The organism is Pseudomonas sp. UC 17F4, from assembly GCF_900101695.1.
Lineage (GTDB): Bacteria > Pseudomonadota > Gammaproteobacteria > Pseudomonadales > Pseudomonadaceae > Aquipseudomonas.
The window spans coordinates 575,469-595,000 of record NZ_FNKV01000001.1 but is presented as its reverse complement, the minus strand read 5'-3'; the positions used below and the strand labels follow the sequence as shown (position 1 = coordinate 595,000).

The 19,532-nt window shown below is 61.3% G+C and carries 13 protein-coding genes and 3 rRNA genes (1 of these 16 only partly in view); 5 read left to right on the top strand and 11 right to left on the bottom strand.

The features are described from left to right. The 3 genes from BLR26_RS02590 to rrf (BLR26_RS02580) all read left to right on the top strand — a co-directional run. Positions 1–2,330, top strand: a 23S ribosomal RNA gene (locus BLR26_RS02590) (it extends 560 nt beyond the left edge of the window). A 135-nt stretch (positions 2,331–2,465) separates the two neighbouring features. After that, positions 2,466–2,581 (top strand): 5S ribosomal RNA (rrf, locus tag BLR26_RS02585). Between the two features lie 110 nt (positions 2,582–2,691). Next, positions 2,692–2,807: ribosomal RNA gene (gene rrf, locus BLR26_RS02580) — 5S ribosomal RNA — on the top strand. A gap of 114 nt (positions 2,808–2,921) precedes the next feature. Here the strand turns inward: rrf (BLR26_RS02580) and BLR26_RS02575 are convergent. The 10 genes from BLR26_RS02575 to BLR26_RS02530 form a co-directional block, all read right to left on the bottom strand. After that, entirely contained in the window at positions 2,922–4,100 is a 1,179-nt protein-coding gene (locus tag BLR26_RS02575) for a PepSY-associated TM helix domain-containing protein (protein WP_093377521.1), read from the bottom strand. Positions 4,101–4,185: 85 nt separating this feature from the next. Continuing rightward, a complete protein-coding gene (locus BLR26_RS02570; RefSeq protein WP_093377518.1) occupies positions 4,186–6,702 on the bottom strand; it encodes a TonB-dependent siderophore receptor in 2,517 nt (838 codons plus the stop codon). A 91-nt stretch (positions 6,703–6,793) separates the two neighbouring features. After that, positions 6,794–7,759: a FecR domain-containing protein gene (locus tag BLR26_RS02565; RefSeq protein ID WP_093377513.1), complete on the bottom strand. Its 966-nt coding sequence runs from the start codon at positions 7,757–7,759 to the stop codon at positions 6,794–6,796. Between the two features lie 6 nt (positions 7,760–7,765). Next, entirely contained in the window at positions 7,766–8,269 is a 504-nt protein-coding gene (locus BLR26_RS02560; RefSeq protein WP_093377508.1) for a sigma-70 family RNA polymerase sigma factor, read from the bottom strand. Positions 8,270–8,395: 126 nt separating this feature from the next. Next, positions 8,396–8,863, bottom strand: coding sequence for an SRPBCC family protein (locus tag BLR26_RS02555; protein WP_093377504.1), 468 nt, complete (start codon positions 8,861–8,863; stop codon positions 8,396–8,398). A gap of 29 nt (positions 8,864–8,892) precedes the next feature. Next, complete coding sequence (locus tag BLR26_RS02550; protein WP_093377499.1) at positions 8,893–12,339, bottom strand: non-ribosomal peptide synthetase; 3,447 nt, start codon at positions 12,337–12,339, stop codon at positions 8,893–8,895. Beyond that, on the bottom strand, positions 12,336–13,283 hold the full coding sequence (locus BLR26_RS02545; RefSeq protein ID WP_045197937.1) for a diiron oxygenase: 948 nt from the start codon (positions 13,281–13,283) through the stop codon (positions 12,336–12,338). Before BLR26_RS02545 ends, BLR26_RS02550 begins: the two co-directional genes overlap by 4 nt. Next, the gene (locus BLR26_RS02540; RefSeq protein ID WP_093377496.1) at positions 13,280–14,056 is read right to left on the bottom strand and encodes a DUF3050 domain-containing protein; all 777 of its coding nucleotides are present in this window, start codon (positions 14,054–14,056) and stop codon (positions 13,280–13,282) included. Before BLR26_RS02540 ends, BLR26_RS02545 begins: the two co-directional genes overlap by 4 nt. Positions 14,057–14,683: 627 nt before the next feature. Next, positions 14,684–15,271 (bottom strand): thioesterase domain-containing protein, encoded by a 588-nt coding sequence (locus tag BLR26_RS02535; RefSeq protein WP_093377491.1) that lies wholly within the window; start codon positions 15,269–15,271, stop codon positions 14,684–14,686. A gap of 77 nt (positions 15,272–15,348) precedes the next feature. Continuing rightward, positions 15,349–16,041, bottom strand: a complete 693-nt coding sequence (locus BLR26_RS02530; protein ID WP_045197932.1) for a GntR family transcriptional regulator — start codon at positions 16,039–16,041, stop codon at positions 15,349–15,351. 311 nt (positions 16,042–16,352) lie between these two features. On the opposite strand from BLR26_RS02530, the gene lapG reads away from it, so the two are divergent. Continuing rightward, positions 16,353–17,045: a cysteine protease LapG gene (lapG, locus tag BLR26_RS02525; protein ID WP_093377486.1), complete on the top strand. Its 693-nt coding sequence runs from the start codon at positions 16,353–16,355 to the stop codon at positions 17,043–17,045. Positions 17,046–17,055: 10 nt separating this feature from the next. Then, positions 17,056–19,002, top strand: a complete 1,947-nt coding sequence (lapD, locus tag BLR26_RS02520) for a cyclic di-GMP receptor LapD (protein WP_093377481.1) — start codon at positions 17,056–17,058, stop codon at positions 19,000–19,002. Between the two features lie 36 nt (positions 19,003–19,038). Here lapD and BLR26_RS02515 read toward each other — a convergent pair whose 3' ends face one another. After that, positions 19,039–19,383, bottom strand: coding sequence for a hypothetical protein (locus BLR26_RS02515; RefSeq protein WP_045197926.1), 345 nt, complete (start codon positions 19,381–19,383; stop codon positions 19,039–19,041). Positions 19,384–19,532 lie beyond the last annotated feature (149 nt).

Sequence of the window (19,532 nt, the reverse complement as noted above, 5' to 3'; positions counted from 1 at the left end):
TATAATGGGTCAGCGACTTATATTCAGTGGCGAGCTTAACCGAATAGGGGAGGCGTAGCGAAAGCGAGTCTTAATAGGGCGTTTAGTCGCTGGGTATAGACCCGAAACCGGGCGATCTATCCATGGGCAGGTTGAAGGTTAGGTAACACTGACTGGAGGACCGAACCGACTACCGTTGAAAAGTTAGCGGATGACCTGTGGATCGGAGTGAAAGGCTAATCAAGCTCGGAGATAGCTGGTTCTCCTCGAAAGCTATTTAGGTAGCGCCTCATGTATCACTGTAGGGGGTAGAGCACTGTTTCGGCTAGGGGGTCATCCCGACTTACCAAACCGATGCAAACTCCGAATACCTACAAGTGCCGAGCATGGGAGACACACGGCGGGTGCTAACGTCCGTCGTGAAAAGGGAAACAACCCAGACCGTCAGCTAAGGTCCCAAAGTTATGGTTAAGTGGGAAACGATGTGGGAAGGCTTAGACAGCTAGGAGGTTGGCTTAGAAGCAGCCACCCTTTAAAGAAAGCGTAATAGCTCACTAGTCGAGTCGGCCTGCGCGGAAGATGTAACGGGGCTCAAACCATACACCGAAGCTACGGGTATCACTTAGGTGATGCGGTAGAGGAGCGTTCTGTAAGCCTGTGAAGGTGAGTTGAGAAGCTTGCTGGAGGTATCAGAAGTGCGAATGCTGACATGAGTAACGACAATGGGAGTGAAAAACTCCCACGCCGAAAGACCAAGGTTTCCTGCGCAACGTTAATCGACGCAGGGTTAGTCGGTCCCTAAGGCGAGGCTGAAAAGCGTAGTCGATGGAAAACAGGTTAATATTCCTGTACTTCTGGTTATTGCGATGGAGGGACGGAGAAGGCTAGGCCAGCTTGGCGTTGGTTGTCCAAGTTTAAGGTGGTAGGCTGAGATCTTAGGTAAATCCGGGATCTTAAGGCCGAGAGCTGATGACGAGTTGCCATTAGGCGACGAAGTGGTTGATGCCATGCTTCCAAGAAAAGCTTCTAAGCTTCAGATAACCAGGAACCGTACCCCAAACCGACACAGGTGGTTGGGTAGAGAATACCAAGGCGCTTGAGAGAACTCGGGTGAAGGAACTAGGCAAAATGGCACCGTAACTTCGGGAGAAGGTGCGCCGGTGAGGGTGAAGGACTTGCTCCGTAAGCCCATGCCGGTCGAAGATACCAGGCCGCTGCGACTGTTTATTAAAAACACAGCACTCTGCAAACACGAAAGTGGACGTATAGGGTGTGACGCCTGCCCGGTGCCGGAAGGTTAATTGATGGGGTTAGCTAACGCGAAGCTCTTGATCGAAGCCCCGGTAAACGGCGGCCGTAACTATAACGGTCCTAAGGTAGCGAAATTCCTTGTCGGGTAAGTTCCGACCTGCACGAATGGCGTAACGATGGCGGCGCTGTCTCCACCCGAGACTCAGTGAAATTGAAATCGCTGTGAAGATGCAGTGTATCCGCGGCTAGACGGAAAGACCCCGTGAACCTTTACTATAGCTTTGCACTGGACTTTGAATTTGCTTGTGTAGGATAGGTGGGAGGCTTTGAAGCGTGGACGCCAGTTCGCGTGGAGCCATCCTTGAAATACCACCCTGGCAACTTTGAGGTTCTAACTCAGGTCCGTTATCCGGATCGAGGACAGTGTATGGTGGGTAGTTTGACTGGGGCGGTCTCCTCCTAAAGAGTAACGGAGGAGTACGAAGGTGCGCTCAGACCGGTCGGAAATCGGTCGTAGAGTATAAAGGCAAAAGCGCGCTTGACTGCGAGACAGACACGTCGAGCAGGTACGAAAGTAGGTCTTAGTGATCCGGTGGTTCTGTATGGAAGGGCCATCGCTCAACGGATAAAAGGTACTCCGGGGATAACAGGCTGATACCGCCCAAGAGTTCATATCGACGGCGGTGTTTGGCACCTCGATGTCGGCTCATCACATCCTGGGGCTGAAGCCGGTCCCAAGGGTATGGCTGTTCGCCATTTAAAGTGGTACGCGAGCTGGGTTTAGAACGTCGTGAGACAGTTCGGTCCCTATCTGCCGTGGACGTTTGAGATTTGAGAGGGGCTGCTCCTAGTACGAGAGGACCGGAGTGGACGAACCTCTGGTGTTCCGGTTGTCACGCCAGTGGCATTGCCGGGTAGCTATGTTCGGAAGAGATAACCGCTGAAAGCATCTAAGCGGGAAACTTGCCTCAAGATGAGATCTCACTGGAGCCTTGAGCTCCCTGAAGGGCCGTCGAAGACTACGACGTTGATAGGTTGGGTGTGTAAGCGCTGTGAGGCGTTGAGCTAACCAATACTAATTGCCCGTGAGGCTTGACCATATAACACCCAAGCAATTTGAGCGAAAGCCAGATTGCGGTGTTGTGAAGACTGCACAGCCGAAGATTTGTAACTCACAAACATCACATACCCGATTCGCTGGAGTGTCTGAACAAGACCTTCTGGCAACAGAATTTCTTGACGACCATAGAGCATTGGAACCACCTGATCCCATCCCGAACTCAGCAGTGAAACGATGCATCGCCGATGGTAGTGTGGGGTTTCCCCATGTGAGAGTAGGTCATCGTCAAGATTAAATCCCGAAACCCCTATCTGCATATGCAGGTAGGGGTTTTGTCTTTAAGGTAGAAGCATCAAGAATTCGCTGGCACGTCGCAACAGACGGATCGGCACACAGAATTTCTTGACGACCATAGAGCATTGGAACCACCTGATCCCATCCCGAACTCAGCAGTGAAACGATGCATCGCCGATGGTAGTGTGGGGTTTCCCCATGTGAGAGTAGGTCATCGTCAAGATTCATTCCGAAACCCCTGTCTGCCCTGCAGACAGGGGTTTTGTCTTTCAGGGACCTGTCGGGAGCTGGCCTTGCCAGCGATGGGCTGCATAGCAGCCCCAGAACAGCCGCTGACTTACCCAGCTCTTCGCACCTTGCCACTGCGCCGCGCCTGCAACTTGCGCCACCAGATATACACCCCGGTCAGCGACAGCACCGCAATCATCACTCCCAACACTGCAATCAACACCTGGCCGGTCATGCCGATGATGCGCCCGCCATGTATGGGTAACTGCAAGCGGTAAAAGCGTTCCCCCAAGGTGCCTTGCCCGGCAATCTCCTTGCCCAGCAAATGCCCGTCAGTGCCGTGGAAGAACAACCAGGACTTACCCTGGGCATCGGTATCGTGCTGGCCAAACCCCGCACCATAGAAGTTGTACTCGAAGCTGTAGTACAGCTCACCGATCGGTGCCGTTAGCCCCAGCCGCTGACCTTCCTGCTGCGCCAGCTGGTAGGCCTGTTGATAGTTCAGCTGGGTCACCCCCAGTTGTTCCTTGGGTAACCCGCCACGGGCTTCATAAACGCTTGGCTCAATCGGTGAAAACAGTGACACCGCCGGTTTGAACACCTGGGCCGGCAGGTTCATTGCCACGCTGCTGATCGCAATCGGCAGCAGCAACAGCCACAACCACAAACCGCCCGCCCTGTGGATATCCATGTTCAGCCGATAGGCATGGCCACCCTTGATCTTCCAGGCTTTCGCCCACTTGCCCCAGAACGGCCGCCCACGCGGCAAGGTCAGCAGCACGGCGATAAAGCAGTCGATTACCCACATGATCGCCACCACACCCATCAGCAGAATCCCCCAGTTGCCGGGCAGGGTCAGGCTGTAATGCAGCTCGAGCATGAACGGCATGAAGTTCTCGCGGGAGAAACAGCATTCACCCCAGTAGCGCTGGCCCAGGGTCAACCCACTGACGGGGTCGAGATAGAACACCGTGTTCTTCTCGGCATAGGGCTCGCCGCTGGCTGGGTCATTGCGCGGCACCATGGCCAGCAGCGCCGCATGCCCGGGCTCGTTCGGGTATTCCATGTACCAGACTTGCAGGCGCGGATGCTCGGCCTGCAACTTATCCACAAGCACCCCGGGTTGCCGGCGTTCACCCACGGTGGGCGCTTCATAGAAGGACGGGTTGAGCCATTCATCCAGTTCGTGATGAAAGGCCAGGACGCTGCCGGTTAGGCCCGCCATGGCCAAAAACAGCGCAGTGATCAGGCCAAGGTAGCGGTGAAGCAGTACGTAAAGCTGACGCATGGGTAAAGGTCCGGAATAAGTCGCCAGATACAACAAAGCCAGCCCCCGGAATCAGGTGCTGGCTTTGGCGTTCATACAGGTGAGGTCAGAACTGGTAGCTGACCGTGGCGCTGACATTGCGCTCTTCGCCCATGTAGCAGTAACTCAGGCTGGCACAGGAGGCGATGTAGCTCTCATTGGTGAGGTTGTTGGCATTGAGCCGCACATCCACGCCCTTGAGCCCGACCTTGCCCAGGTCATAGCCAACCGACGCGTCGAACAGGGTGTAGGAGGGCACCTTCATGGTGTTCTCGGCATCCACCCAGCTGTAGCCGACATAACGCACACCGCCGCCCAGGCGCAGGCCGTCGAGGGCGCCCTGGCGGAAGTTGTAGTCAGCCCACAGCGAGGCCATGTGTCGCGGTGCCTGGGTTGGCGAGTTGCCCTTGTTGTCGAGGTCGCTGCCGAACAGCGTGCTTGGCATCGACTTGGCGTACTCGATGTCGGTGAAGGTGTAGCTGCCGAGGACTTTCAGGTTGTCGGTGACCTGCATGTGGGCTTCCAGCTCCAGGCCCTGGGAACGGACCTGGCCTACAGGACGATAGAACTCTTCCTGCGGCAGCTTGGAGGCCAGGTTCTCCTGCTCGATGCGGAACACCGAAGCGGTAAACAGGTTGTCAGTGCCCGGTGGCTGGTACTTGATGCCGGCTTCCCACTGGGTGCCCTCGGTCGGCGCCAGCGGATTGCCGGCCTGGTCGGCGTAGGAGTTGGGGTTGAACGACTCGGAATAGCTGATGTACGGCGCAATGCCGTTTTCGAACAGGTACAGCACGCCGGCGCGGCCGGTCAGTTTGGTGCGCTGGTCGCTGATCCTGGTGCCCAGCGGGCGGCTGGCTTCGGCGATACGGTTCTCGTCCGAGGTCTTCACCCAGTCCTGACGCAGGCCCAGGGAGAAGCGCCACTGGTCGAGCTCGATCAGGTCCTGCAGGTACACGCCGGTCTGCTGCAGCCGACGCAGGTAGCTGGTGGGGTTGTAGTAGGTGATTTTCGAGTTGCCGTACTGCGGGTCGAAGGCGTTGATCGGCGCCAGCGAGCCACTGCGCCAGTCGACCACGGTTTTGCGCCGCTGATAGTCCAGGCCCAGCAGGGTGGTGTGCTTGGCACTGCCGGTGAAGTATTCAGCCTGGAGCATGTTGTCGATGATGTACGCGTGGAGCTTTTCATCGCCGCCGGTGTAGTAGCGGTTCAGCTCGTTGCTGGTCGGCGTGGTCCAGCCCCAGGCATACACCTGGTCCATTTTCACCGTCGAGTCCAGGTAGCGGAAGTTCTGCCGCGCGGTGAAGACGTCGTTGAAGCGATGCTCGAACTGATAGCCGAACGACTGCTGGTCGCGCTCGTAGCGGTCGACACCCGGCTCGCCTTCGAAGAAGTGATCGGAGATACGCTGGCCATTGCGCTGGTGCAGCGCGCCATCGGCCGGCACGCCGCCGTGATAGCCGCCGTCGGGGTCGTGCTGCAGGTAGGCCTGCAGGGTCAGCGAGGTGTCTTCGCTGAAATTGATGCTGACAGTCGGGGCCAGGGCGAAGCGTTTTTCCTCGTTGTGGTCGAACTGGGTGTCGGACTGATCGGCCAGGCCCACCAGACGGTAGGCGATGCGCTTGTCGTCATCCAGCGGGCCGCTGAAGTCGAAACCGACACCACGCTGGCCCTGGGTGCCAACAGTGGCCTGTACCTGATGGTAGGCCTCGTACAGTGGCTTCTTGCTGGTCAGGGCGACCAGGCCGCCGGGTGAGCTGCGGCCATAGAGCACCGAAGATGGCCCCTTGAGGATGTCCACGCGCTCAAGAAAGTACGGATCGACCTGCATGGTGCTGTAGGTGCCGCTGTCACCCATGGACTTGAGGCCGTCCAGGTAGATGTTATCCACAGAGCCGTCGTTGAAGCCGCGCATGGCTACGTAGTCGTAGCGGTGTGTCGCACCATAAGGGTTGGTCAGCACGCCCGGGGTGTAGCGCATGGCCTGGGCCACGGTCTGCGAGCCCTGGTCGTCCATTTGCTGACGGGTCACCACCGATACAGACTGCGAGGTTTCCAGGATCGGCGCACTGGTCTTGGTCGCAACCTGGCTGTGAGTGGCGTTGTAGCCTTCCATGCTGCCCAGGGCGTTACCCAGGGCGAACTCACGCACTTCGGTGCTTGGCAACGACAGCGCTGCGTCCTGTGCCTGAGCCCGCAGCACATAGCTGCCGCCATCCTGGCTGACGGCCTCCAGGCCCGAACCGTTGAGCAACTGGCGCAGCGCCTGGTCGGTGGCGTAGCTGCCTTGCAGGCCCGGCGACTGCAGGCCCTGGGTCATTTGCGGGGTGCTCGACAGGGTGATCTGAGCCTGGCGGGCGAACTGGTTGAGCACCTCATCCAGAGAGCCGGCAGGGATGTTGTACTGCTGGCTGACACTGCCTGCTGGTGATGCAAGTGTCATTGCCGGCACCGCAGTGATGCCCAGGGCGGTGCCGAGCAGCGCGGCGCGGATGGCCTTGCCGAGGACACTGGAACAGGCAGAATCTAAGGAAGGTTGAAAATCATTCTTCTTGTTGAGCCGCAACAGGGGCGAAGCATTACGCATGGAGAGCATCCGTAGAGTCGGTAAGGGCAGAAAGAGTCGCTTACTGTCCTAGCCGGACTCGTGGGTAAAACCCGCCAAAAAAAAAATCACTTCACGCCAGCCGTTCCAGGCGCACCCACCAGCGGGTGCGATAGCTGACCTTGATCGGCAGTGTCTGTGGCAGCAGTTGCAACAGCTTGTCGGTGTCTGCAAGGCGGAACACACCTGACAGGCGCAAGTCGGCAATGTCGTCGGCGCAGCTGACATAGCCATGGCGATAGCGCCCGACTTCAGCGAGAAAATCACCCAGGCGCATGTCGCGGGTGACGATCAGCCCTTCGGCCCAGGCGCCGGCATCCATGTCCTGATTGTGCAGCAGGGTCGCGCCGCGGGCATCGAGGCGATAGCTCTGGCCGGCGTGAATCCATTGCATCGGGCCTGGCGAGTGGATGGCGACGCTGCCCTGGCTGACGCTGACGCGGGTGCAGTCGTCGTCCTGGCGCACCACGAAGCGGCCGTCGAAGCCTTGCAGCAAGGCTTCGCGGGTGCTGACCAGCAACGGTCGAGCCGGGGTGCTTGTGTCTTTGGCGCAGGTCAGCATCAACTCGCCGTGCTTGAGACGAATCAGGCGCTGATCGGCCTCAAAGGCAAGGTCTGCGGCGCTGTTGGTGTTCAGTTGCAGCAGCGAGCCATCGGGCAGGCGCACGCTGCGACGCTGGCCGGTGGCGCTGGCGAAATCCGCAGTCCAGGGGCTGATTAGCTGCAGGTCCTTACCCAGCCAGGTCGCCGAGCCGAGCACCAGCACGCCGCTGAGCAGCTTCAGGGCCTGGCGTCGTTGCAGGCGCTGGCTGCTGTTCTCAAGGGTCTGCAAGGCCACACTGGCCCCTGGCACGGCGCGCAGGTTGAGTTCCTGCTGCAGCGACTGCACTCGTTGCCAGGCCAGCTCGTGCTCCTGATGGGTTGCACGCCACTGTTCGCATTGCTGCTGCAGCAGCGCGTTGTGGCCGCTTTCGCGCAGCTTGAGCATCCAGTGGATGGCTTGCTTGACCACGCGCGGGCCGGGGTTGAGGGTGGTCATGACGGCTTACGCCTCTGACTCGTAGCGCAGCAGGTAGCAATGATAGAGCGCATCGGCCACGTAGCGTTCGACCGAACGCAGCGACACGCCCATCTGTTCGGCAATGTCCTTGTGGCTCAAGCCTTCGCACTGGGCCAGGAGAAACGCGCGACGCACTTTCGGCTTGAGGCCGTCGAGCATCTGCGCGATGCGCTCAAGCAGCTCCAGCAGCAGTTCGCGGGTTTCAAGCGAAGGCACTTCGGCCTCTGGCAGATGCGCCAGGGCTTCGAGGTAGGCGCGCTGCAGCTCCTCACGGCGCCAGTGGTCGATCACCAGGCCGCGAGCGATGGTACGCAGGAATGCCCGGGGGGCGTTCAGCTCCAACAGTTCACGCCGCTGCAACAGGCGCACGAAAGTGTCCTGGGCCAGGTCCGCGGCATCGGCGGCGTTGCCCAGCTTGCTGCGCAGCCAGGTGTTCAGCCAGCCGTGGTGATGGCTGTAAAGCGTGTGCACGGACTCTCGAGAGGGCATGAAGGTGCGCTGCTGAAGGGGTCATAAATGATAATTAGTCTCATTGTTGGCATCCTTGGAATATTTTGCAACTGTTGATCAGGGCAAGCTCGCTCTTGCCGGAGCGGGCTTGCCCCGCGATCGGGTTTAACTCAGCAAATTCTTCACATTGTTCATTGCCTCATCGGCAAACCCCTGCAAAAACGCCTGAAAGCCAGGCATTGCCTCGCTGCCGCCTTGCCATGGCTCGGCCTGGATGGTCCAGGTCGCCCGCGCCTGACGCTCGCCCAGCGCCTCGACCTGCATCGCCGCCCACAGGTTGCCGATGTTCAGGCTGGTGTAGATCAGGCTCCAGGTCATGTACATGGCCTGGTCGTCGCGGCTGTTGAGCTGCTCGATGACCACGTTGCCGTCCTTGAACAGCTTCTTGCGCACCGAGCGTACGCCGCTACCGGTCATCTCGATGTGCGCCAGGGCCGGGATGAACACCGGGAAGCCGGCAAAGTTGCCGACGATGTTCCAGACGCTGGCGGCAGCGCTGGCGATCTCGACGCTGGCCACTACGTGGCAGCCTTCGGGGTTGTGGATAAGTGTGTCGGGTTGGAGTGCTTGCATGGTGTCTCTCCTGGTTGGGTTGAAGCTGCTCAGATGAAGGCGATGTCGTGCAGGTACTGGCAGCCGCGTTGCAGCAGCTGCGGGGTTTTGCGCGGGTAACGGGCGCCCATGCGCTGGACGCCGGCGCGGGCGTTGTCGTGCTGGATTCGCGAGATGTCGCCGATGTCTTCCTCAAAGCCGTCCAGGTAGAAACCCAGCACATCGAACAGGGCGTTGTCGCGGTCGACCCGCTGCAACTGCCGCTGCCACTGCTCAACGCTGACCAGCTCGAATGGCCTGCCGCTGTCGCGGAACACCGAGACGTAATCGCGCCAGCTCAAAGGCTCGGGGTTGTGCAGGTTGAACACCGCCCGTTCGGGCTGGTAGCGGCTGCTGTGGAAGGCGATGAAGCGGGCCAGAAAGTCCACCGGCATCAGGTCGAAGTTGAGCTCCAGCGCCGGCACCTGGCCGAGTTGCAGCGAGCCTTTGAGCATCAGCATCAACCGGTTGCGCTGGGGCTGGCAGATGCCATTGCGGCTGTCGAAGGTGATGTTGCCGGGGCGGTACAGGTTGACCCACACGCCCTGGGCGCGGGCGCGCTGAAGAATGCGCTCGCCCACCCATTTGCTCAGGTTGTAGCCGTTGCGGATATAGATCGGCGGGGTGGCGGCCGGGTCTTGTTCGAGGACCTGGCCGTCGGCGTCGATGGCGCTGCACGCCGACAGGGTCGAGATGAAATTGAAGACCTTCTTGCGCCGGCCTTCGCACAGGCGCAGGCACTCGAACAGCGGCTCGACGTTGTCGGCGGCGAGGCTCTGGTAATCCAGCACATGGTTGACCTGCGCGGCGTTGTGCAACAGCGCGCCGTACTCGCTGTCGAGGTAGTTGTAGTCGGCTTCGGCGAGGCCCAGGCGCGGCTGGCGCAGGTCGGCGGCGAAGACTTTCACCCGGCTCATGTCCAGCCCATGCAAGCCGTTCTCTACCAGCGCCGCGCTAAAGCGTTGCTCGGCTGACTGACTGGCGTTGGCGCGCACCAGGCAGGCCACTTCGCTGGCGCCCCATTGCAGCAGCGCTTCGACCAGGTGCACGCCAAGAAAGCTGTTGGCGCCGGTGACGATCACCTTGTGCACATCGCCCAGTTGCGCCACTGGCAGCACCTGCAAGCCCAGTTCGCGGCAGGCGTCGCGTTCAGCTTGCGGGTCGAGGCCAGGCAGCTGTGCCTGCTCACCGCTGACCAGGGTGGCCAGGCGTTGCACTGTCGGCATCTCGATAAAGCGGTTGATCGCAATGCCGCGGCCGAACTGTTCGCGAATGGCCAGCAACAGGCGCGACAGCAGGATCGAATGGCCACCGAGGCTGAAGAAGCTGGCGTCGGTGGAAATGTCCTGCTCGGGCAGTTCCAGCAGCGTGCTCCACAGGCCAACCAGCTGCGCTTCGACCGGGGTTAGCGGACCGAAGTGATGCCGGCTCGGCGCCAAACCCAGCGGCAGTGCCGCCAGCGCCTGGCGGTCAACTTTGCCGTTGGCGGTGTAGGGCATCTGCGCCAGTTGCTGATAGAAACCCGGGCGCATGTAGTCGGGCAGCCTTTGCTCGGCGTGCTGGCGCAGCGCCGCTTCGCTGTCATCACCGGTGGCTTGCGCGCAGAACGCCAGGATCCGCCGCTGGGCATCGATGATCACCGCCACCTGGCGGAACAGGCCGCTGCTGCGCAGGCAGTGCTCGATCTCTTCGGGTTCGACGCGAAAGCCGCGAATCTTCACCTGGTTGTCGCGCCGGCCACAAAGCTCGATACCCTCGGCCGTCCATTTGCCGATATCGCCGGTGCGATACACGCGCAACAGGCTGCTGTCGCCTGGGCTGAGGTTGAGGAAGCGCTCGTTGCTCAGGGCAGGATTGTTCAGATAGCCCAAGCCCACGCCCGGCCCTGCGATATACAACTCACCGGGGCAGTTTTCGATCACCGGTTGCAGGTTTTCGTCGAGGATCAGCACCCGCGTGTTGGCGATCGGGCAGCCCAGGTTGCGGTTGTTGTCGCCAGTGTTGAACACCCGGGTGGTGGCCAGTACCGTGGTCTCGGTCGGGCCATAGATGTTGTGCAGTTGGCACTGCCCGGCCAGGCGTGCAATCACCTCCGGTTCACAGACGTCGCCACCGGTGACCAGGTGCTTCAACTCCAGGGTTTGATCGCGCGGCAGGATGCTCAGCAGTGCTGGCGGCAGGAAGGCGTGGGTGACGTGCTGTTCGCGCATCAGCGCCAGCAATTGAGCCGGGTCGCGGCGCTGGTCTTGCGTGGGCACCACCAGTTCGCCGCCGGCGACCCAGGTGGGCAGGATGTCCAGCAGCGAGGCATCGAAGCCGATGGTCGAAAACTGCAATGCCCGGCTGTGCTCATCGAGTTGCACGTGAGCGCTGTACCAGGCCTGGAAGTGGCTGAGGTTACGCTGGCTGAGCAGCACGCCCTTGGGCTGGCCGGTGGTGCCCGAGGTGTAGATCGCCACGCACGGGGCGTCTGGCGCCGGTCGCTGGCGCAGTAATGACGGCAACGGCTGCGCCAACGCTGCGGGCACCTGGCGCAGGTCGAGGCTTTTCACAGCCAAGTCATCCACTGGGACTTGACCGTCATGCAGCAACAGGCTGGCGCCGGCGTTCTTGAGGATGTAACGCAGACGCTCGGCGGGGTGCGCAGGATCCAGCGGCAAGTACACCGCCCCATAGCCGAATACCGCGAGCAGGCTGGCGTAGAGCGCTGCGGATTTGCCCATGCAAACGCCAATCACTGGCGGGTCGGCGTCAATAGCCAAGCCGGCCATCAATTGCTGGATGGCGACCGCCTGGGCGTGCAGTCGGGCATAGCTGATGCGCTGGCCGTTGAGGTTCAGCGCCGGGCGTTCGGCATGAAGTTGCAGGCTCTGCTGCAGGCGCTCGATCAGCGCTACTTCGCCAGTTGCCAGCAATGGCAGGCTGTCGTGCTGGTTGTAGCGATGCAGCCAGGCCAGTTGCTCCAGCCAGCCAAGACCTTGTTGCTGGTCCTCCTGCCCGGGGCTGATGGCGGCTGCCTGCTGCAGGTAGTCGGGGTTTCGCGAGAAACGGCTGACGTGCAGCGCGAGGGTTTGCTGCAGGCTGTCGATGGTCTTCCGGCGCAGTTGCTGGCCATTGCCGGACACCTCCGCTGCCAGCGGCTGGCGCTCGATCAACCGCTGCGCGGTGGCTGTGCCGGTCCAGCACAACAGCTCAAGTGTCGGCAGTTCGCCAGTGCTGTGCAGGTTGAGCCCCAGGCGCAGGCTCAACAACGCGCAGTCGCCGAGCCTGTGCCAATCGCTGGCACTCAGCGCCAGGCTGCCATCATCGATGAGCAGCTGTGGCCGGGGCCACGGGCGATGCTGCAAGGCTGCGGTGCTATCGGCCAGGTACAGCGCGTGCCCATGGTCGAGCAGTTCCTGGTGCAGCAGGGCCAATGCCGGGCTTGTGCCGATCAGACAGATTTGCAGGCGTCTCATGGCGCTCTCCTTGGTTCGGGCAGGTAATGCGCCAGGGCCTGTTGTACGCAAGGCGAATCGAGCATCGAGCTGGCGCGGAACAGGCGCAGGATGTTGCCCAGCAGCGGATGCCGGTGATCGATCGGGTAGGCCATCGCCGTTACCTCCTGGCGCAATGCTTGGCGCGCGGTCTCGCCGATCGGCAGGTGCTCGATCAGGCTGAAATCGAAGGTTTTCTGGATGTCGTTGGTCAGGTACTGGGCGAGGAACACCGGGAGGATGTCGGCAATGCACCGGCGATCCGCCTCCGGCGCGCTGTGCCAGTAGATGCGTACCAACCGCGCCCAGAAGGTCGAGTGGCGCCCCTCGTCGAGCAGGTGGTCGGCCATTAGCCCCTTGACCGAGGGCTTGACCGTGTCATCGCGGGCAAAGGCGGCGACGTCGTCCGTCAGGGTGTTCTCGGCAATACCTACGCAAATCAGCTCAAGGGCGTCGCGCAGATGTTCCGGTGCCAGCGCCAGGGCTGCGGGTATCGCCCGGCTCAGCTCGATCTCCCGGGGCAGGGCAATCGGCTCGATGCCGGTGAGGGCGATGGTCTGGTGCATGAAGTCCATGGCCACCAGGGCGTGGTAGTCCTCATCGACCACCACGGTCATGGCGTCATAGCGGCAGGCGAACGGAAAGCGAATGGCGAAGCGGTCCTTGGCGATCCGCCGGGCGGTGTGATCGACGATCTCGGTCTCGAAAATCACCACGTCGTTGATGAACTTGTAGAGGCTCTGGGCCAGGGCGAAATCGCGCTGCTGCGGGCACGCGCGGACAAAGGTTTCGCTGAGCACCAGCGGCTGGCGGCTGAGCGGGTAGATCAGGCGCTGATCATCCTCGACCAGGCGTCGTGGCCGGGTGCGGATGGTCGCCCGGCTCTCCCAGGCCTCGGCACAGGAGGTGTAGTCGAGGGCGTTCATGCGCTGGTCTCCACGACGTTTTCACGCATCGACAGGCGCAAGCGGTCCCACAGGGCAATGCGGCTGTCGACGGCGGCAATGGCGGCTTCGAGCACCTGGCGTTGTTGCACCGGGTCGCCTTTGACCAGCCTTGCCAGCAAGGCCTCGGCGGCCGGGCCGTGGTCTTCGGAATCGACCTCGATGTGCCGCTGCAGGTAGTAACGGAAGGTGGGCGCCTGTTCGCCGCTGATACCCCAGTCATCGAGGATGCGCTGGAACATGGTCGGGATGACGCTTTCGCGGCCATGCAGAAAGGCTGCTGCGACACCATGGGCCGGTGCGCCCAGGGCGGTTTCCAGCGTGTGGCAGACGAACTGCCGGGCTGCCTCGCTGGCGCCTGCACGCTGCAGGGCACTGGCGTAACCCACGCCTTCACGCTGCAGGCTGACGAAGCGCTCGATCGCCGCTGTGCTGGCGCCGACCTCGCGCATGGCGTCCAGGTACAGCTCGAAATGACTGTAGTGGCCCTGGCCGGGGCGGTCGTCGGACTCCTCGCCAAGAACGATTTCGTTGATCAGGCGTGCGGCGTGCGGGTCAAGCGGTGGCAGCCAGGGCAACTGGATACAGGTCAGCTCCTGCTGCAGGCGCTTGGTCAGCGACATGAAATCCCAGACGGCGAAGACATGGGTTTCCATGAACCGTTGCAATACCGGCAAACAATCGATTTCAGTAAAGATCGGGTGTGCGGCAAGTTCGGCTTTGCGGGCGATAAGAAGCGAAGTCAATGTATTCATGGGGTTTCCTGGTCACTGGCTAACATCCGGTTAATGTCTTTTCATCGGCGGCGGCGAAGTTTTCAGCGGCCGAGCAGGGGCCTCGACTGAATTATTCGATAACAGCGCAATGGCAGACGTATCGATGCAGTTGGCATCGTTTTCTTCGGTGAACGGGCACTTGGCGGTTGAGGTGGCCCGTGCCATTAAAAAGTTAGAACAACTTTTAAGTATTCGGCAACAACTTTGTTAATTATATTTGTAGTGATTGTTTTTAAAGTGTAAGTGGGCGGAATAAAACTTTTATAGTTAGTTTTATTGGCATGTAAGTGCTCCTTCCGGCAACCAAGTGTCAGAATTGAAACTGCATGAGTGAATGCCTCACTCGGAGCACTGAAACAATAAAAGTCGGACCTGATTGACTCTTGAGGGCAGCTGATCGATATCGGTCCTTGCCCGGCGCGCGGCTCCTTCTACAGGTGTGCGATAAGCAGACGACCTGGCCCGCCTGAGGGCGATCAGCGGTCGCTGCGCGGGTAAGAGTGTGCCGAAAATGCAAGAGCCGCCATGGCTGGCTGAAACAGCAAGAGACAAATCAGCGGCGCGGGCGCGCCCTTGGAGGGCAGGGTATCCCTGCGTTTGCAGGGCTCAGAGGCTGAGCAGGCCCAGGTGGGTGTTGATGATTTGAATCAGCCGCTGGTTGAGTTGCGGCGCATCGCCCGCGGCGTCGGGCAGTTCGATCAGCTCGATCTCCCGGCCGCTGTGGTCGTGCCAGCCGAGCATGCGCGGCAGCGATCCTGACGGATACAGCGCAGTGACCGGCACGCTGAGCCCGGCGGCCGCTTCGGCCGGGTCTGCCTGCGGGCTGTCGCTGGTGGCGACAAACAGGTGGCGGGTTTGCCCCGGGTGCAGTTGCTCGGTGTGCCGGGCCAGAGCCAGGGCCAATTGCGCCCCGGCACCCTGGCCGAACAGGGCGTGGGGTTTACGCAGGTACACCTGCAAGCGCTCGATCAGCGAGTCGATCAGGGTGTGGTTGCCGTGCAAGGGCAGTGAACGGATCGGGTCGCCGTAGGCCAGCACGTTGACGGTCACCAGTTCGATATGGTCGTTGAGCGCCACCGACCAGGCACGGTACTGGCTCAGATGATCCTGGCTGCAGGCAAGGCAGATCAGGCGGATCTGCGGCGGCTGGGCAGAGCCCGATACGGTTCTGCGCTGAAGTGTAGGAGCGTGCACTGCCTTTCCTTTCGCTCAAGGGGTGCCCCGAGCGCAATAGCTGCCAATGGCCGGGATTGCCGGCGATGGCGGTGGGTTCACTCTGCCGGTGGTCTGTTCAGGTAGGCCTTGATCGCTTTTGCCCCGTTGTTCAGGTGGCGCTCGAGAATCCTGATGGCATCTTCAACCGACTTGTCGTTTGCGGCGTCCACCAGCCCGATGTGATCGTCCTGGGTCAGCTTGCCCAGGCCCATCGATGACAGGTGGAAGCGCAGGAAGCGCTCTTCTTCGTTGAGCTCGTTTTCAATCAGGCGCAGCAGCTTCTGGTTCGGTGCCTTGCTGTACAGGCTCATGTGGAACAGGCGGTTGAGGCGCCCGATCTCGGCATGCCGGGTTTCGGTTTCAAGCTGGGTGATGTAGTTGCGCGCCCGGGCAATGTCGTCGGCATCGAGCAGCGGGATCGACTGGCGTAGTGCTTCGGACTCCAGAATGACCCGCAAGGCATAGGTATCGACGGCGTCTTCGCCGATCAATGGCGCAACCACCGCGCCCTTGTGTGCCACCACCTGCAACAGCGATTGCGCTTCGAGCTGGCGCAAGGCCTCGCGGACCGGCATGCGGCTGACACCGAACAAGGTTGCCAGCTCCTGTTGGCGCAAGGCCAGCCCAGGGGGCAGGCGGCCATCGAGGATGGCACTGCGCAGCCGCTCTTCAATCACGCTACGCGCCAGGTGTGGCGGCACTTGTTCGCCACCCAGGATTTCGCTCAGGGGTCTGGTTTTTCCGGCCACGCTGTTTTTGCCTGAAGTCGAAGTGAAATAATTGGATCCAATATCCAGCAACACTAGTTAGGGGAGGGATACTTGTCAAATAGCGGCGTTCGCCAACCCTTATTTATTAAGTAAACAGCAATCAACGGCCGCGCGCTTGCTATCGTGAAGGAAGTTTTTGTTCAAGGGAAGCCGGGTTGCAGCCCTCGCCAGACAGGGGGTTGCCCGTGGTCAACGGATTGCTGGCGCAATGATTGTAAGGTGCCATTGTTTTTTCCGGGTCGAGGCCGCACCATCGGCGTTTTTCCACAGGTCTGCGCGGATTATTCGCATTGGCGATACGTTGGGCTGTTCAATTGACCCTGCGCCGGCTCGGCCTGGCCGTGGTGCTCGGCTGCCTGTTACTGGGCGGCCTGCACGCGGATTGGGACTTCTCCCAGATCAGCCGCCGTGCCCAGTCGTTGTATGGCCCGCTGGGGCCTGGCCAGGACCGCATTGATGCCTGGCAGAACCTGCTGGCGACCCAGAAGCAGGGCAGCGAGGCCGAACGCCTGAAAGTGGTCAACCAGTTCTTCAACCAGCAGCTGCGGTATGTCGAAGACATCGACCTGTGGCGCGAAGTGGACTACTGGGCAACCCCGGTACAGTCACTGATCAAGGGCGCCGGTGACTGCGAAGACTATGCTATCGCCAAGTACTTCAGCCTGCGGCGCCTCGGGGTTCCGGCAGAAAAACTGCGCATTACCTACGTCAAGGCCCTGCGCCAGAACCGCGCGCACATGGTCCTGACCTATTATTCAAGCCCGGAGGCCATGCCGTTGGTACTCGACAGCCTGATCGATGCGATCAAGCCCGCCAGCCAGCGTCCTGACCTGCTGCCGGTGTATTCCTTCAACGGTGAAGGCCTGTGGCTGACTGGTGCGGGTGGTAACAAGAAGGTCGGCGACACCAAGCGCTTGTCGCGCTGGCAGGATCTATTGAAGAAGATGCAGGCCGAAGGCTTCCCCGCCGAGCCGGCTTACTGAAGGAGCACAGATGTCACTGTTCAAACAATTGCTGCTTGCCATCTGCCTGTTCCTGGTAGTCGCCTTCAGCGGCAGCTTCATGGTCAGCCTGGAGAGCTCACGCAGCCAGTACGTCAACCAGTTGCGCTCCCATGCCCAGGACGCCGCCACGGCGCTGGCGCTGTCGCTGACGCCGAACATCGACGACCCGGCGATGGTCGAGCTGATGGTCAGCTCGATCTTCGACAGTGGTTACTATTCGAGCATCAAGGTCATCGACACGGCGTCCAACGCCCTGCTGGTCGAGCGCCACGCCGAACCCGACCCCAACGGTGTGCCGACCTGGTTCATCCGCCTGATCGGCCTGGAGGCGGCCGGTGGCGATGCCATCGTCAGCCGCGGCTGGCAGCAGGCGGCGCGGGTCGAGGTGGTCAGCCATCCGATGTTCGCCCTGGCCAAGCTCTGGCAGAGTGCGCTGGGCAGCCTCGGCTGGCTGTTGCTGTGTGGCGCCCTGAGTGCGGTGCTTGGCGCCTTGCTGCTGCGTCGCCAGCTCAAGCCGCTGGACTACATGGTGGCGCAGTCCCACGCCATTGCCCGGCGTGAGTTCCTCAGCCTGCCGGATTTGCCGCGTACCCCTGAGCTGCGCCGGGTTGTGCAGGCCATGAACCAGATGGTCGAAAAGCTCAAGGCACTTTTCCAGGAGCAGGCCGAGCGCAGTGAAAAGCTGCGGGTCGAGTCGTATCAGGACAGCCTCACCGGCCTTGCCAACCGCCGCTATTTCGAGATGCAGCTCAACGCCTTGGTCAGCAACCTCGAAGAGGCGCGCCCGGGCTACCTGCTGTTGCTGCGGGTCAAGGACCTGGCCGGGCTCAACCAGCGCCTGGGCGGCCAGCGAACCGACCAGTTGCTACAGGCGGTCGGCCAGCAACTGCAACGCACTTGCGCCAACTACCCGGAAACCAACAACCTGATCACCCGCAGCCGCGGCGGCGAATTTGCCGTGCTGGCGCCGGGGCTGGTGCACGAAGAGGCGATCCAGCTGGCCCAGGCCCTGGAAGTGACCCTGCAGAGCCTGGCCGACACCGGCGCCAGCGATGTCACCCCGGTTGCCTGCATCGGCATGGCGCCCTACAGCCCGGGCGACGATCCGCAGGCCTTGCTCAAGCTCGCCGACGAGGCCCTGGCCCGCGCCGAGAGCCAGCTGGAGCCGGGCTGGGTGTGCCTGGAGCAAGGCACCGCGCCGCAAGCCGCCGATACCCACCACGCCTGGCATTCCTTGCTGGATGAAGCACTGCAGCAAGGGCGTTTCCAGTTGTTTTTCCAGCCGGTAGTGGCCTGTGAAGCGCCGGAGCGCGTGTTGCATTACAAGGTCATTTCGCGGGTGCTCGATACCCAGGGCCAGGCCATTGCCGCCGGGCGCTTCCTGCCGTGGCTGGAGCGTTTTGGCTGGTCGGCGCGGCTCGATGTGCTGATGCTTGAGCAAGTGCTCAAGCACATGCACAGCCACAAGGAAGCCCTGGCGCTGAACCTGTCGGCCGCAACCCTGGCTGACCCCAAGGCATTGCAGCGGGTCTATGACCTGCTTGCCCAGAACGCCGTGCTCGGCCCGCGCCTGACCCTGGAGATCGGCGAAGAGCAACTGCCGGAACAGGCCGTGCTCGAGCAACTCACCCGGCGCCTGCGGGCCCTGGGCTTCAGCCTCAGCCTGCAGCGCTTTGGTGGGCGCTTCAGCATGATCGGCAACCTGGCGCACCTGGGCCTGGCCTACCTCAAGATCGATGGCAGTTACATTCGCGCCATCGACCACGAACGGCACAAGCGCCTGTTCATTGAAGCGATCCAGCGCGCAGCGCACAGCATCGACTTGCCGCTGATCGCCGAGCGGGTCGAGACTGAAGGTGAGCTCAAGGTATTGCGCGAGATGGGTATTCAGGGGGTTCAGGGACGCCTGGTCGGCGAGCCGGCACCCTGGCGTTGAAGCAGGACGTGCAGGCCCGCAACGGGCCTGCAGCGGTCAGATCAGGCCGCCGTTTTCTTCACTGTCGTCGATCAGGTTGGTCAGCCCGCCCAGCACCTGGCGGGCATTGGAGCGGCTGAGCAGTTTGGCCTGGGCGCCGGGCGGCAGGTCGGTGATGCTGATCACGCCTTTGGTGGTCAGCACTTCGATCAAGTCCTCAAGCACCCGGATCATGTCCAGGTCACTCTGTTTGAGCTGCTTGAGGCTGTTCTCGACCACGTCGTCGGCAAACCACTCCTGGACCTCGGCATGGTCGGCCGGGAGCATCTCCGTGTATTCGGCGTAGGGTGCGGCCTCTACCCGGACCAGTTGGCCCTGTGCATCGCGTTGCACGTAGAACATGGGGTATCCCTCTGAATGTCAGTCCGTATCCGCAGTCAGCAGCATAGGCCAAGCTGGCCGGGCGTCTAGCCCCGGCGAGCGAGTATGCGCTGTGAATACGGTGCAGGCAAAGTCCGCAGCACCGCGCCAGCCCCGGGAGGGCTGGCGCA

Coding starts and splice junctions, on each gene's coding strand:
- BLR26_RS02575 (WP_093377521.1), bottom strand. CDS start 4,100: ATGCGTCAGCTTTACGTACTGCTTCACCGCTACCTTGGCCTGATCACT.
- BLR26_RS02570 (WP_093377518.1), bottom strand. CDS start 6,702: ATGCGTAATGCTTCGCCCCTGTTGCGGCTCAACAAGAAGAATGATTTT.
- BLR26_RS02565 (WP_093377513.1), bottom strand. CDS start 7,759: ATGACCACCCTCAACCCCGGCCCGCGCGTGGTCAAGCAAGCCATCCAC.
- BLR26_RS02560 (WP_093377508.1), bottom strand. CDS start 8,269: ATGCCCTCTCGAGAGTCCGTGCACACGCTTTACAGCCATCACCACGGC.
- BLR26_RS02555 (WP_093377504.1), bottom strand. CDS start 8,863: ATGCAAGCACTCCAACCCGACACACTTATCCACAACCCCGAAGGCTGC.
- BLR26_RS02550 (WP_093377499.1), bottom strand. CDS start 12,339: ATGAGACGCCTGCAAATCTGTCTGATCGGCACAAGCCCGGCATTGGCC.
- BLR26_RS02545 (WP_045197937.1), bottom strand. CDS start 13,283: ATGAACGCCCTCGACTACACCTCCTGTGCCGAGGCCTGGGAGAGCCGG.
- BLR26_RS02540 (WP_093377496.1), bottom strand. CDS start 14,056: ATGAATACATTGACTTCGCTTCTTATCGCCCGCAAAGCCGAACTTGCC.
- lapD (WP_093377481.1), top strand. CDS start 17,056: ATGTCACTGTTCAAACAATTGCTGCTTGCCATCTGCCTGTTCCTGGTA.
- BLR26_RS02515 (WP_045197926.1), bottom strand. CDS start 19,383: ATGTTCTACGTGCAACGCGATGCACAGGGCCAACTGGTCCGGGTAGAG.